Origin of the sequence: Streptomyces sp. A0958 (assembly GCF_004795035.1) — a bacterium.
Classification (GTDB): domain Bacteria; phylum Actinomycetota; class Actinomycetes; order Streptomycetales; family Streptomycetaceae; genus Streptomyces.
Map to the genome: position 1 here is coordinate 15181 of NZ_SSBK01000008.1, position 12911 is coordinate 28091.

Consider the following 12911-nt stretch of genomic DNA (forward strand, 5'->3'; position numbering starts at 1 on the left):
GTGGAGGTCGTTGATAGTCACGTAAAGGATGTCAACGAGCTTGTGCAGATGGTGTTTTCGGGTCTGTCCCCGCTGGTCATCGAGGATGTGGCCGACGAGGGCGAGCGGATCGTGGTGCGGGCACGAACGCCGCAGGACACGGCGGACTGCCCAGTGTGCGGGGCGTCGTCGGGGCGCGTGCACAGCTACCACTGGCGGACTGTGGCTGACGTACCGATCGACAGCCGACGGGTGGTGGTCCGTGTGCGGGTACGGCGTCTGGTGTGCCCCACCCGCGGCTGCCGACATACCTTCCGCGAGCAGGTGCCCGGAGTCCTGGACCGATACCAGCGACGCACCACCCGCCTGACCAGGCAAGCCAAGGCCGTGGTCAAGGAGTCAGCGGGCCGGGCGGGGGCACGTTTGCTGGCGATACCCGCGTCGGGCGTCTCGCGTCACACGGCCCTGCGTACCCTGTTGCGCATCCCGCCGCCCGCAGGGCGGACGCCCCGCGTGATCGGCGTCGACGACTTCGCTCCGCGCCGGCGGCACCGCTACGCCACCGTGACCATCGACGCCGAGACGCATGAGCGGATCGACGTACTGCCCGACCGCACAGCAGACACCCTGGAGGAGTGGCTACGCGAACATCCAGGCATCGAGGCCGTCTGCCGCGACGGCTCCGCGACCTACGCCGAGGCCATCCGCCGCGCCCTGCCCCGTGCGACGCAGGTCGGTGATCGGTGGCATCTGTGGCACAACCTGCGCGAAGCCGTCTTGAGCGAGGTCAAGGCGCACAACACCTGCTGGACCACCGTACTGGACGCGCCTATCCACGACGGACCCCGCGCCCAGACCACCCTGGAACGCTGACACCAGGTCCACGGCCCACTCGATCAGAGCGTGGACCTGCTCGAATGCGCCCGCCGCCTGGAACTGGCCCTGAACACCGTCAAACGCTACGCGCGAGCCGACCGGCCCGAGCACACGCTCCGCGCCCCAAGTATCGCGCCAGCCTCCTCGACCCCTACCGCGAGCACCCGCGCAAACACCGGGCCGAGGACCCCGGCGTCCCCGCCCAGCACCTCTTCGAAGAGATCAAGGCCCTCGGATTCACCGGCTGCCTGAACCTCCTGCACAAGTACATCAACCAGGGCCGTGCGGACGCCGACCGCAGCCACATCTCCCCGCGCCGCCTCGCTCGAATGACCCTCACCCGACCCGACAACCTCAAGAGCGAGAATCCCCATCTTCTGACCCGGCTCACCCCCGCCCGCCCTGAGATGACCCAACCGACCGCCAGCACCCGGGACTTCGCCGAACTCCTGACTCCTCGCCCAGAACATGCCGCCAAGCTCGATCCCTGGATCACCCAGGTCCGCACAGCCGATCTGCCTCACCTGCACGCCTTCACCCGCGGCCTGGACCGAGACCGCGACGCCGTGATCACCGCGCTCACACTTCCGTACAGCAACGGCCCCACTGAAGGTGTCAACACCAAGACCAAACGGACCGCCCGCCAGATGCACGGGCGAGCAGGTTCCACCCTTCTTCCCCACCGCACCCTCCCCGGATAGCGACACTCTCCGCCACCACCGAATGTGAGACAGGGCCGAACGTTTGACAGACCCCCTCGTGGCCGGTGGGCGGGTAGATCCGCTACCACAGCCGGAAGTCGTGCACCGCCGCACCGTCGCGCCGGGCCGCAGGTGCCTTGACCTTGTCGGCCTTCGGCGCCAGGAGCTCGAACCGCTCGGCGTAGCGGCGGACCTTCGACGCCAGGGGCTCGAACCGCTCGGCGTAGCTGTGGACCTTGGCCGCCAGTACGTCGACGGGCTCGTTCACCCGGTCGATGTCCAGGAGCATCGCGGGCACGTCGACGTCCGGGGCGCGCATCGTCAGATCGGCGTACTGGGTGTAGCGGTACTGGTGACCGTCATCCGGCTTCAGCCGGGAGATCGGCCGCAGGCTGGGCGGCCACCGCACCGCGCTCCTCGCCGGAGAGCTGTAGGGCGAGAGCCAGTCGCAGACCGGGCGTTCCGTCAAGGACGAGACGCCCGGCGTGCGGACACGGGCACGGGCACGGGTGGTCAGCTGGTCCAGAGGACCGGGCTGTCGCTGTACGCGTCACCCTCCTCGAACGAGGCAACCGCGATGGGGTCGGTCTTCGTGGCGCTGAGCGAGCAGCTCTCGTACGAGGCGCCCTTGGTGTTGAAGTCGCGGGGGGCCGTCTCGCTGTCACACTTGCCCGGGAGGTCGCCGATCAGAATGACGCCCGTGGGGCCGCCGCCCTCCAGATTGCCGCGCAGCCTCAGCGACGCGTAGGACAGGTCGGTGCCGCCGACGTTCTCCACCTTCATCCGGATGTAGTAGGGCGTCATGCCCTTCGCCTTGTCACCGAATGGGGCCATGTCGGCCTCAGTACCCTTCTCGATCGCCGTGACCGTCACGGCGACGGTGCCCTCCTTCTTGGTCCCGTACTTGAACGGCAGGACCGCTCGGTCACCGATCTTGAACTTCGTGCCCGGTGCGGCGACGTCACCACTGGGCGCGGCGCCGGCGTCGTCGCTCGGGTCCGCGGACGGGCTCTTGCTGCTCGGAGCGGACGAGGCCGGGGCGGAGGCCGAGGGCGAGTCCTGCGCCGATGCCGAGTCCTCACCGTCGTTGCAGGCCGTGAGCCCGAGGCCCAGGGCAGTAAGGGCAACTGCGAAGCCAATGCGTCCCTTGTATGTCATTTTGACCTAACTCGCGATGGGGCTGCGCGGTGCGACAGCCGGAACGTTCAACAACTGGACGAAGCCCCCGGCCGTGCGACCGGGCACGCCGGAGCGACACGGCGACGGCAGTGCGTCAACGAGGCGCGCCGCGACGCCCATCTCAGACTGAGGCAGGAATGACACAGGCTCGTCGCAGGCACGGCACAGCCAGGCGACGAGCGCCCGGGATGCCGGGTGTGGTCTTCCCCGTACAGTCCATCGCCGGCAGCGGTTCGCCGGGTCATGTGATTCGGGGGGCCGTTCACCATCACTGGGTGTACAGGTGGATACGCGTCATCATGCTGGCCCCACAGCCCCTCGGCCGTACGGGCTGACGCGAGAAACGAAGTTGCGCTCCAGTGCGGCGGACAATGGTCGTTGCCCTGGCAGGGAACGACCACGGCCTGCCGGCCTTGTCCTTGGCGGCGGTGCCGTACACGAAGTGCGGTGCCATCTCGCCGGCCGGCACATCGACGATCAGGACGGTCTTCGTTCCGCCGGCCGGCTCGAATATGCGGAGGTCCGGCAGGTAGGGCTGGACGTGGTTGCGGCTCCACTGGTCGTACTGCTGCCGGTTGACCTGGTCGGGGGCTATGCCCATGAGGGCGATCGTCTTGTCCTGGACGCCGAAGATGTTCAACCTGCCACGGGTGTTGGCCATGGCGGCGACGCCCTTGGCGAGCTCGACCATGACGCGTACCAGCTTCTCGCTGTCCCGCTGGTGGCATAACGCCCGGTGGTCCAAGACCGTGACGGTGACGGAGGCCAGGACGCTGGTGCGGGATCTCGTCGACCCGGCGCTCGTGGCCGGGCGTCGTCGTACCGGCCCCACGCACCGCGCCGAAGACCTCGTCGCCGCACTGACAAACAACTTTCCGCGCACGAGCGGCGACGGCCGGGCCATGTCCTCGTCACAGGCCTCGAAGCCGTCGACCACAGAGCGGGCTGCTCCGCCCGCTCTGCAACGCCACGTGCCTGGCGGCGGCCTAGGTGCTGATCAACAGGGTGCGGAAGCCGTCGAGTTCGAGCATGCCGGTGTTGGGGGTTCTGGGGTTGTAGCGTGCCCCGGGGATGCGAGCCTCGGACCTGGTCAGCCATGCGACGACCTGGTCGTGGTGGGCCTCGGGATCGAAGTCCCAGGCGAGTCGGCACGGCCGGGTGCCATGACCCGTGATCCAGACGGGGGCGAGGCCCAAAGGGACCGGGGCATACAGCCCTCAAGGACCTCTGCGGCTTCGCCCGGGGCGGGATCGCTCGCTTCCAGGCCGCCCCGGGCCCGGGGCATGCAGGTGCCGGCACGTTCCTCACATGCAAGGCGACACACCGCCGGCTCTCCGCCTGGCGGCGCTCTCGGCCCGGGCCGGCCTCCTTGTCCACCGTGCGCAGGTCCCGCAATGGCCGCCGGCGGACAACGCCCGGCCACCGCACCTGGGTCAGGAGCGCCGGGTGTAGCGGTGGAGGCGGGTTCGGGGTTCGGGTGTCGGTTTCGGTGAGTCCGAGGGCGGTGGCGGTGGTGGTCCAGGGCTGGTCGTCGGCGCGGGCCATGTGGGCGGGCGGTGCGGGCGGCTTGGGCGACGGGGTATTCGAGGGCGGTGATGGCGGGCAGCGCGGCGAGGGGTGCGCCGACGGCCAGGGTGTCCAGGCGGGGCGGAGCTGGGTGAGGAGGGCGGCGACGTCTTCGGGGATGGGGGTGGTGCGGTCATCGATGTCGGTGATGTGCTGGTCCCAGTCGGCTTCCGGGCCGCCGGTGTCGTGCCACTCCGGACCCTCGGCGGCGGCCTCCTGCCAGTCCAGGGGGTGGTGGCTGATGGCACGCCGGCCGCATGAGCACGCCCCGCGCAGCGCGGTCACGAGCGGAGCGTTGAGGGCGCCGTCGTAAACCCACCAGTCGCTGGTCTCGCGCATCTGCGAGCCGCTGCCGAGGTCGAAGATCACCGGCTTCGGCTCCGTCCTGTCGACCGGCACCGGGGCCGACGTCCCAGATACGACGCGCCGCACTCCTCCGTCTCCCACACAGTCACAGCCCCGCCCCATGCTTCCCCGCCGGCAATGGTCTTGCGGCGGCTCGGTCCCTGTCCCTCGTCCCCGACTCTGCCCGCCCCCAGGCGCCGGCGAGCCCTGAATGCCCGAACCGGTGAACGCCGGCCCGGCGAGGGAAAGACGGAGCCGTCCGGGTGAGTGTCCTGTGTCATCGAGCGGTGAGCACATGCCACCGCACTTTGACTGGCTGACGTCCGTGACACAGGTGGAGCCCTGGGGAAGGAGTGAGTGGAACCCAGGGAGGTTGTTGTGGCGCGTGATCGGATCGGGCTGGCCGAGGTCCTGGCCGCGGCGGAGAAAGCCGCCCCGATGGCCTCACTGGATGTGGTGGCGCGTAATCTGCGGGACCGGTTCGGCGCGCGGAACGTGTCGTTCCTGTTCCTCGACCTCGTCGGCCTGAAGCTGGCGCGGGTCACCGAAGAGGTGGCTACGCAGCAGGGGCGCCAGTCCGATCAGGTCGACCTGCCCGGCAGCGTCTACGACCAGGTCCTGCGCACCCAGAAGCTGGTGTGCACCCCGGACAGCGGGCAGTGGCAGCGGGTGATCTCGCCGGTCACCAACCGCGGTGACGCCATCGGCGTCCTGGAGCTGTTCCTCCTCGACGCCGGGCCGGACGTGCTGGAGCAGGTGGAAGAGGTCGCGCACGCTCTGGCGTACCTCTTGGTCACCGACCGCCGCTTCACCGACCTCTACCAATGGGACCAGCGCACCGCCCCGGTGAGCCTGGCCGCCGAGATCCAGCGCCAGCTCCTACCCTCCGCCCCCACGTGCGAGGCGCCCGAGTTCGCCCTCGCCTGCGCCCTCGTCCCCGCCGATACCATTGCCGGCGACACCTACGACTACACCCTCGACCACGACACCCTGCACCTGTCCATCACCGACGCCATGGGCCACGACGTCGACGCCGCCCTTATGGCCACCCTCGCGGTCAACGCCTCCCGCGGCGCCCGCCGCGCCGAAGCCGGCCTCGCCGAACAAGCCCGCCAGACCCACCAGGCCATGCTCGACCACGGCCGCCGCGTCTTCGTCACCGGACAGCTGCTGCGCATCGCCCTGGACGGCAGCGGCGCCCAGCTCGTCAACGCCGGCCACATCTGGCCCCTGCGCCTGCGCGACGGCCAGGTCGACGAAGTCCCCCTGGGCGTCAACCTGCCCTTCGGCATCTCCGTACAAGGCCCCTACCAGGTGCAGGACATCGACCTTCGCTCCGGTGACCGCCTCATCCTCTACACCGACGGCATGCAGGAGCGTGAGGCGGAGACCGTCGACCTGCCCGGCGTGATCCGTGACACCGCCGATCAGCACCCCCGGGAGGTGGTTCGCACTCTGACCGCCGCGGTTACCGACGCCTGCGGCGGCCACCTCCAAGATGACGCCACCGTGCTGTGCCTGGACTGGCGCGGTCCCCACACCGCAGGCCGCAGCGCGAACGCCGGCGCCGACACCTGACCCCGCCGTACACCGGGACTTCGCAGCGGTTCTGGAGCGGAAAAGCTCAATCCTCATCCTCAGTGGCACACGCTCAAGGTTGGATGGCCCAGAACAGGGAGGGCGGAACGGTGTGACCGGCGTGCCCTCGCGCACGAGATTCGAACGGTCGCACTATTTGGGTTTGTCGACGTACGACTTCCCCAGGACCTGCGCGACGCCCAGCTCGCCCTTCAACCACACCCGCGCCGCCGGCCCAGGACGCGGGCGGCCCGGGGCGCGGGCGGCCCGGGGCGCGGGCGGGTCAGGGCGCGGGCGGGTCAGGACGCGGGCGGGTCAGGACGCCGAGCGCTTCTACGCCCTCTTCGAGGCGTATGCGAGCGGCAGACGTGCGTCCGCGCCGGCGGCAAACCCTTCAGCCAGGCGCCGTGGGGCGGATCGACGCCGCCGCCCTCTGATAACTGGTCCAGCCGAGCAGGACCGCGACGCCCCGGGAACGCGCTGCGTGCCCTCGGCGTGGAGCGGGCGGTGTAGCGGGGCGTACGTAGGCCCAGGGGGCGGATGCCGTCTCTTTTGCCGCGGTGACGGGCGCATGCCTGCACGAGCCGTCAGGCTGGACGGAGGACCGATCCCCGATCACGGTGCAGACCGAAGAAGAGAGGCAGAGATCTGTGAGCGTTAGCCGAGTTGTGGTTGTGACGGGCGCGGCGCGGGGGATTGGGCGTGCCACCGCAGTCGCGTTCGCCAGGGCCGGGTACCGGGTGGCCGGGGCCGATATCGCAGCGCTCGCGAGTCCCGCGATGGAGTACGAGCCCGCAACCGCCGAAGATCTCGCTGAGACCGGGAGGCTCGTGGAGGAGGCCGGTGCCGAGTGGCTTCCGATCGTTTTCGACCAGCGCGACAAGGCGGCCGTCCGCGACGGGTTCGCCGAGGTCGCTGACCGCTTCGGCGGCGTCGACGTCGTGTTCGCGAATGCGGGTGTGCAGGGCTTCGCTTCGCTGCTGGAGATGAGCGACGAGCTGTGGCACGACCAGATCGACATCAACCTCACCGGCACCGCCAACGTGCTCCGGGTCGCCGCGCCGCTGCTGGTCGAGCGCGGTGGCGGGCGGATCATCGTGACTTCTTCCACGCAGGGCCAGCACGGCACTCTCGACGGCGCCGGCTACTCGGCGTCGAAGTGGGGGCTGATCGGGCTGATGAAGTCGGCTGCTCTGGATCTCGGGCGGTACGGGATCACGGTCAACGCCGTGATCCCTGGGCTGATCGACACGAAGCTCACCCGGCACGAGGACCGCTACGCACAGATCATCCGCACCGGCGGCAACGAGCCCAGCGGGGATGTCGAGAAGGACGAGCGGACCGCGGCGGACGCGCAGCGGCGGAAGCTTCCGCTCGGCGTGCCGTGGGTCGAGCCGCAGGACGTGGCCCCGCTGGTTGTGTTCCTCGCCTCGGAGGACGCACGGATGGTCAGCGGTACCAGCTTCGCGGCCACCGGCGGCGACAGTGCCAGCATCACCGCGTGACCGGCACTGTCGCGCGCATGGCAGGCGGCGGCTCGCACGCCGAAGCCGGTAACCCACTGCGCCCACTGCGCCTGCGCCGGGGCGGGCGCGGCGTCCCGGCCGGAATGGTCGAGGGCATGTGGCGCGTCCGACGTCTGGTCGTGGTGGTGGTGGTCGTCGTCGGCGTGCGCAGCGGTCGACGCGGTCGCGGGCGGGGCGTCGTCCTGCGCGGTGGCGGGTGCGGGGCGGGCGGGGCCGATCGCGTTCTCGACCATCGGCCCGACGCCGGTCGGAGGGCTCAGACGGGGGCGCGTCCCGCCGGCGCCTGGGCTGGACGTCGAGGGGCGGCGATTGATCCTTCTCACCGGCCGATCCGCCCCGGACCCCCGCGCCCGCCGAAACGGCCATCACCACTCTGGCCGTCCCCGACTGCCTGATCGACCTGTCAGAGCGCAGCCGAACCTGCCGGCGTTCGTCGACCGGCTGGGCGTCCCCCTACAGAGGGCCGTGCTGTTCATCGTGGGCCCAATCGGTGCCCCGGGCGCTACCGGCAGGCACCCCAGGGTCCGTCGGACACACTGCCCGGCCCCGCCCTAAAAAGCGTTGTCCAGCGTCAGGGTGAGCTCGGCGATCCGCCACCCACCGACGGTCCGGCGCAGGCCGAACGTGTCCCGGTCGAGACCATCTGGTTGCTCTCGCCGGTGTTCCTCGTCTGCGCCAGATAGGCGGCTCCAGGTGGTGTCTTCGGTCAGGCTCGCTTCCAGCTCGGGCACATCGAGCTCGTCCGGGGCGTGGGCGTAGTTCGCCACCGCCTGCTGGAGTTCGGCGATCACGAGACCACCGTCAGCACGATCTTGCCTTGGAGGTGGCCCTGCGCGGCTCGCGCGTGTGCGCTGCCCGCCTCGGACAGCGGGTAGGTGCTGTCCACCCCGACCTGGAGCTTGCCCTCGCCGAACAGGCGCCCGATCTCGGCGAGCTGGGGGCCGTTGGAACGCACCTGAATGTTCGAGACCGTGATGCCCAGACGCGCCGTCTCTTCCGGGTCGTACTTGGCGAAGAACACCGGAAGCATGGTGCCGCCGCGCTTGAGCACGGTCAGGAAGCGTGAGCTGTCCGGGCCGCCGACGGTGTCGATGACCAGGTCGACGCCGCTGACCACATCTGTGGCCCGCGTCGTGGTGTAGTCGATGAACTCATCGGCGCCGAGCTTGCGCAGGAACTGCTCGTGCCGGCCCGAGGCTACCGCGATGACGTGTGCCCCCTTCCATTTCGCCAGCTGCACCGCGAAGTGGCCCACTCCACCGGCGGCCCCATTGACCAGCACGGTCATCCCCGGCGTGATCGGCACCGGCTGGTGCACCTGGCCGGTGAAAGGAGACGGCACGTCGTGGCCGAGGTCAACCAGGTACTGCCAGGCCGTAAGCACGGCCATCGGCGCCCCAGCCGCCTGCACGTGGTCAATACCGGCCGGCTTGTGAGCCAGGTCCGAAGCCGGCGCGGCCACGTACTCGGCGTACGTCCGGCCGTCGAATCCGGGGAACCGCAGCATGCCGAAGACCTCGTCACCGACGGCGAACCCCGACACGTCCGGGGCGACCGCCTGAACCACGCCCGACATGTCCGTTCCAGGGACCAGGGGGAACTCCAGCGCCGGCCTCATATCGGCCGGCATGACCTTCATCCCCTCACGCAGGTACCAGTCCGGCGGGTTGATGCCCGCCGCGTGCACCCGGACGAGCACCTCGCCCGGGCCGATCTCGGGAACCGGCACCTCGTCGTACTGCAGAACTTCCGGCCCGCCCGCTTCGTGGAACTGGATCGCCTTCATCGCACCTGTCGCTTTCTTGGGGAAACGTTGCTCCTTCAGTCAAGGCCCAGGACGGCATGGCCGTCCAAGACCGGTTCGGCAACCTGATCATTCTGAAACGGCATGACGGCGTACGCTGGAAAAGTGAACGATCTCGGACAGGACCTGGAACTGCGGCTGGTGCGTTACTTCACCGTGGTGGCGGCGCACCAGCACTTCGGCCGGGCGGCCGCCGACTTGCACGTGGCCCAGCCGGCGCTGAGCCGCCAGATCCAACGGCTCGAGAAGCGTCTCGGCGCACGCCTGCTGGACCGCACGCCCCAGGGAACCCGGCTCACTCCGGCCGGACAGACGTTCCTCCCCCAGGCCCGAGCTCTGCTGCAGGCCGCCCGCCAGGCCGAGCTGGCCGTGCGTGAACAAGCCGAGACCGAGCGAATCGCCATCGGCTACGTTGAAGACCTGGTGATCACTGCCGCCGTACGGGAACTGCGCCGCCGTCACCCCGACGCCGAGATCGCCACCCGGCATCTAAGCTGCCGCAACGTCGGGGCGCTGTCCGACAAGCGCGTCGACGCCCTGATCGCGCGGGCCCCGCTGCCGCTCGCCGCCGACGACGTGTCCACCACGCCGCTGTATGAGGAGCCCCGGATGCTCGTTGTCCCGCGCGGCCATCCCCTGGCCGACCGCGCGGCGGTGACCGCAGAAGAACTGGCCGGCGAGGAAGCGGCGCCGTGCGCGTTCGACACCGCGGACTGGACTTCCTACCGAATCCTCGGGGCCGGTGTGCCGCCGATCGAGAGCTACGAGGACAAGCTCGAACTCGTCGCGAGTGGCAGGGCGATCGCCGTGCTACCGGTCGGCGATCGGCGTAGCTCACTACGTCCCGACCTCGTCACCGTCCCGATCGAGGGCGCTCCCCCCAGCCAGGTCGTCCTGGTCAGCCGCAAGGGCGACCCGAATCCGATGATCAGGAATCTCCGGCTAGCCGCCAAGGCCGTCCTGACCGCCCCGGCAGCCTGACCGGGGAACCGGCGGCCGGTTGATGTGGCGATGGGTGACCTGGACTCTGGGTTGTCACGATGCCTCCGGGCTCGTACTCGGTGAGCGAGGCAGAAGAACCGCCTACGCGTCCTGGGCCAACTCGATCGAAGCCCGCTTCGGACTCCTGCGGCAGTTCACCGTCGCCAACTCCGACCACTCCAACCACACGGCCCAGTCCCGAGCCCTGCCCGCCCTACCTCCGCTGGCGCAACACCAACGCTCCCCCACCCCGACGTCCTCGCCTCCCAGCCCTGCGAATGCGCACATATCCGCAGCGAGAAGAGCATCCGATGGGGCGGACGTCCCGTCGGTGAAGCAGCGTGAGTTCACGTCTCAGGTCTGAGGTTCGCTCCGCAGGTCGTCGAAGCCCTCTGGCGTCGCGCAGGCCGAGGCCGCCAGGTCTGCAGAGAGTGCGCACAACGGCTTCGGCCAGGCGTCGTCACGAACGAGTCAAGGGCTTGCGTCGTGCTGGCCTTCTTGGAGCTGGGCGGGGCGGGAGACCGGGTCTGCGGTACCTGGTCTCCCGCCCCTGGGGCCGCTGCTGCCGGCCGGGATGAGGTCGGTCCGGCCAGCAGCAGCGGGGTCTACGGCGCCGGGCTGGGGAACGGTCCCGGGCTCGCTTTCGTCGGCCTGGGGCCCGGCGTTGGGGCAGCCGATGATGTGCGGCGAGTCGGGTACGCAGGTGGCGCCTTCTTCGGGGTACAGGCGCCAGTACAGCTTCGTGCCCGGGGTGGTCGGCAGGTCCTGGCAGAGGGCGGAGACGCGGTTGGCGTTCAGCTCGGCGAACTGGGTGCCTTTCGCCGATGGCAAGCCCCGGTAACCGTCACGCCATACTGCGATCTTGGGGTCGTCGCGGTGGTGAGCCAGTCCGATACACGGTTGGTGTCCTGCGTCTGCGAGGCGCCGTTCCGGAACTCCGTCTCGGCTCCGCCCGGTTCCTCAAGACTCCCGTTGGCCAGGGCGACGCGGCGAGGCGGGGAGGAGGGTGCGGTCATCATCGTTCTCCTTCTTCAAGGCAGTGACGGATTGTGCGGTCGGGCCGTGCGTCGGCTCGTCCTCGGTCCTGCGGAAGATCGGTGTGGCAGAGAGCGGGCTGAGGCTGGGGTGGCTGGGTACGCCCCCTTTCGCGTAGCCCGGTGAAGCGCGCGGAACACCGCTCCCTGCGGCGAAGCGAAGGGCGACCGGACCCGGTTGCGTAGGTTGCGGCCGGCCTCGCACGACCGACGTGAGGGGCGGTGGTACCGCCTGACGGGACCGCAGACAGACCGGTGAGGGGTGCGCCCGGGACCGCGGCGGACAACCTCAAACGGAATATCACCTTCAGTATTTCCACTGACACCGTGCGTGAACATCGGTGTGGAGTGCTCCCCACAGTCCGCGCACCGGCGCACAACGCGGCCTGAGCGCGGGCTCGGCTCGCACTCCCGTCTCCCTCCTTCGACGGGTTTCGGCGCCCATGCGGTGGGAGAGCGGTTGGGTTCACCCGCTCTTGACGGGGCTACAGCTCGCCGACCTACGGGAGATACGCGCGGGCACGTGGGGGCGTACGAAAGCCCTGGTCCGGGAACGGCGCGACTTCAGGCCGTGCTGCCGTGCTGCCGTGCTGCCGTGCCGTCGTGTCGGCACGGCAGCACGGCAGCGCATCCGCTGGTCCCCACGCCGCAGAAGGCCGATGGCTCATCGGTCCTGGTCGGCGTCGGCCTCTGTGTGGGGAAGCAGGGGGAACAGTCGGGTGACAAGGGCCACCGGTCGAGCGCCATCGGGCCGGGCGAGGGGGCGCTGTTCTCGGTCCTGGTAGGAGGCGAGCGCCCGTCGGATCACGTTGGCGACCCGGCTCATCTCTTCAGGCGTCAGGTACGCGACAGCGCTGAAGGCTTCGTCGTGGCGCCATTCGGACGGCGCTTGTTCTCGCTGTGTCAGCCAGCGCTGCCAGCTCTCGTCCTCCAGCCCACGGGCCAAGTCGCCGAACCGCTCTTCCGTAGGGCTGTCGGCGGCGGGGGCGTGCTGCCTTATGCGCCAGGGTCGTGCGCGGCCACCGCCATGGGGGGCCTCTTCGATGTAGCCGTGACGTGCGAGCTGCCGTAGGTGAAATGAGCAGAGCCCCGAGCTGTAGCCCAGCCGGGTGGCGGCTTCGGTTGCCGTGACGGTGCCGACTTCGGCGAGTAGGTCCAGCAAGGCCGTGCGGACTTCGTGCTCGCGTAGTTCTTCACTGGCGCCGGTTGTCTGGGCGTCCGGAGTGTTGACGTCATCTTCAGTCACTTTGCAAAGTCTGCTACTTTGCAAAGTGCTTGGCAAGCGGCAGTCCTTGAAGGCATCCGCCACGGTGTCCACTGCGGCATCTGTGGCGTGCGCAAA

General features: G+C 69.6%; 11 protein-coding genes and 2 pseudogenes. 5 read left to right on the plus strand and 8 right to left on the minus strand.

Translation table 11 applies throughout. The features are described 5' to 3' along the window. Positions 1-48 precede the first annotated feature (48 nt). Positions 49-1556: pseudogene (locus tag E6P78_RS11015) on the plus strand (ISL3 family transposase). Between the two features lie 82 nt (positions 1557-1638). Here the strand turns inward: E6P78_RS11015 and E6P78_RS11020 are convergent. From E6P78_RS11020 to E6P78_RS11035, 4 genes are all read right to left on the minus strand, one after another. Beyond that, positions 1639-2025 carry a hypothetical protein gene (locus tag E6P78_RS11020; RefSeq protein WP_206307782.1) on the minus strand — a complete coding sequence of 129 codons (387 nt, stop codon included), beginning with the start codon at positions 2023-2025 and terminating at the stop codon, positions 1639-1641. Between the two features lie 44 nt (positions 2026-2069). Continuing rightward, complete coding sequence (locus tag E6P78_RS11025) at positions 2070-2714, minus strand: hypothetical protein (RefSeq protein WP_136203373.1); 645 nt, start codon at positions 2712-2714, stop codon at positions 2070-2072. A gap of 289 nt (positions 2715-3003) precedes the next feature. Next, positions 3004-3480, minus strand: coding sequence for an RNA-binding domain-containing protein (locus E6P78_RS11030; protein ID WP_168712597.1), 477 nt, complete (start codon positions 3478-3480; stop codon positions 3004-3006). 241 nt (positions 3481-3721) lie between these two features. Next, positions 3722-3931: a hypothetical protein gene (locus tag E6P78_RS11035; protein ID WP_136203375.1), complete on the minus strand. Its 210-nt coding sequence runs from the start codon at positions 3929-3931 to the stop codon at positions 3722-3724. A 1093-nt stretch (positions 3932-5024) separates the two neighbouring features. On the opposite strand from E6P78_RS11035, the gene E6P78_RS11040 reads away from it, so the two are divergent. Both E6P78_RS11040 and E6P78_RS11045 read left to right on the plus strand, forming a co-directional pair. Continuing rightward, positions 5025-6224 carry a PP2C family protein-serine/threonine phosphatase gene (locus tag E6P78_RS11040; RefSeq protein ID WP_206307783.1) on the plus strand — a complete coding sequence of 400 codons (1200 nt, stop codon included), beginning with the start codon at positions 5025-5027 and terminating at the stop codon, positions 6222-6224. Positions 6225-6898: 674 nt separating this feature from the next. Further along, positions 6899-7729 carry an SDR family NAD(P)-dependent oxidoreductase gene (locus E6P78_RS11045; protein WP_206307784.1) on the plus strand — a complete coding sequence of 277 codons (831 nt, stop codon included), beginning with the start codon at positions 6899-6901 and terminating at the stop codon, positions 7727-7729. 572 nt (positions 7730-8301) lie between these two features. Here the strand turns inward: E6P78_RS11045 and E6P78_RS11050 are convergent. Together E6P78_RS11050 and E6P78_RS11055 are read right to left on the minus strand one after the other, a co-directional pair. Continuing rightward, positions 8302-8541 carry a hypothetical protein gene (locus E6P78_RS11050; RefSeq protein WP_240799138.1) on the minus strand — a complete coding sequence of 80 codons (240 nt, stop codon included), beginning with the start codon at positions 8539-8541 and terminating at the stop codon, positions 8302-8304. Further along, positions 8538-9536 (minus strand): NADP-dependent oxidoreductase, encoded by a 999-nt coding sequence (locus E6P78_RS11055; protein WP_136203376.1) that lies wholly within the window; start codon positions 9534-9536, stop codon positions 8538-8540. Before E6P78_RS11055 ends, E6P78_RS11050 begins: the two co-directional genes overlap by 4 nt. Before the next feature lie 123 nt (positions 9537-9659). Between E6P78_RS11055 and E6P78_RS11060 the strand changes: the two genes are divergently transcribed. Both E6P78_RS11060 and E6P78_RS33325 read left to right on the plus strand, forming a co-directional pair. Beyond that, positions 9660-10535 carry a LysR family transcriptional regulator gene (locus tag E6P78_RS11060; protein ID WP_136203537.1) on the plus strand — a complete coding sequence of 292 codons (876 nt, stop codon included), beginning with the start codon at positions 9660-9662 and terminating at the stop codon, positions 10533-10535. Between the two features lie 103 nt (positions 10536-10638). Then, positions 10639-10880, plus strand: a pseudogene (locus tag E6P78_RS33325) (IS630 family transposase); the annotation flags it as partial. A gap of 126 nt (positions 10881-11006) precedes the next feature. Here E6P78_RS33325 and E6P78_RS11070 read toward each other — a convergent pair. Further along, positions 11007-11366: a hypothetical protein gene (locus E6P78_RS11070; RefSeq protein WP_136203377.1), complete on the minus strand. Its 360-nt coding sequence runs from the start codon at positions 11364-11366 to the stop codon at positions 11007-11009. Between the two features lie 867 nt (positions 11367-12233). Continuing rightward, positions 12234-12815, minus strand: a complete 582-nt coding sequence (locus E6P78_RS11075) for a winged helix-turn-helix transcriptional regulator (RefSeq protein ID WP_136203378.1) — start codon at positions 12813-12815, stop codon at positions 12234-12236. Between the last annotated feature and the right edge of the window lie 96 nt (positions 12816-12911).

What these genes read in the sequence shown, in the direction of transcription:
- E6P78_RS11025 (WP_136203373.1), bottom strand. Translation starts at nt 2,714, where the DNA reads ATGACATACAAGGGACGCATTGGCTTCGCAGTTGCCCTTACTGCCCTG.
- E6P78_RS11055 (WP_136203376.1), bottom strand. Translation starts at nt 9,536, where the DNA reads ATGAAGGCGATCCAGTTCCACGAAGCGGGCGGGCCGGAAGTTCTGCAG.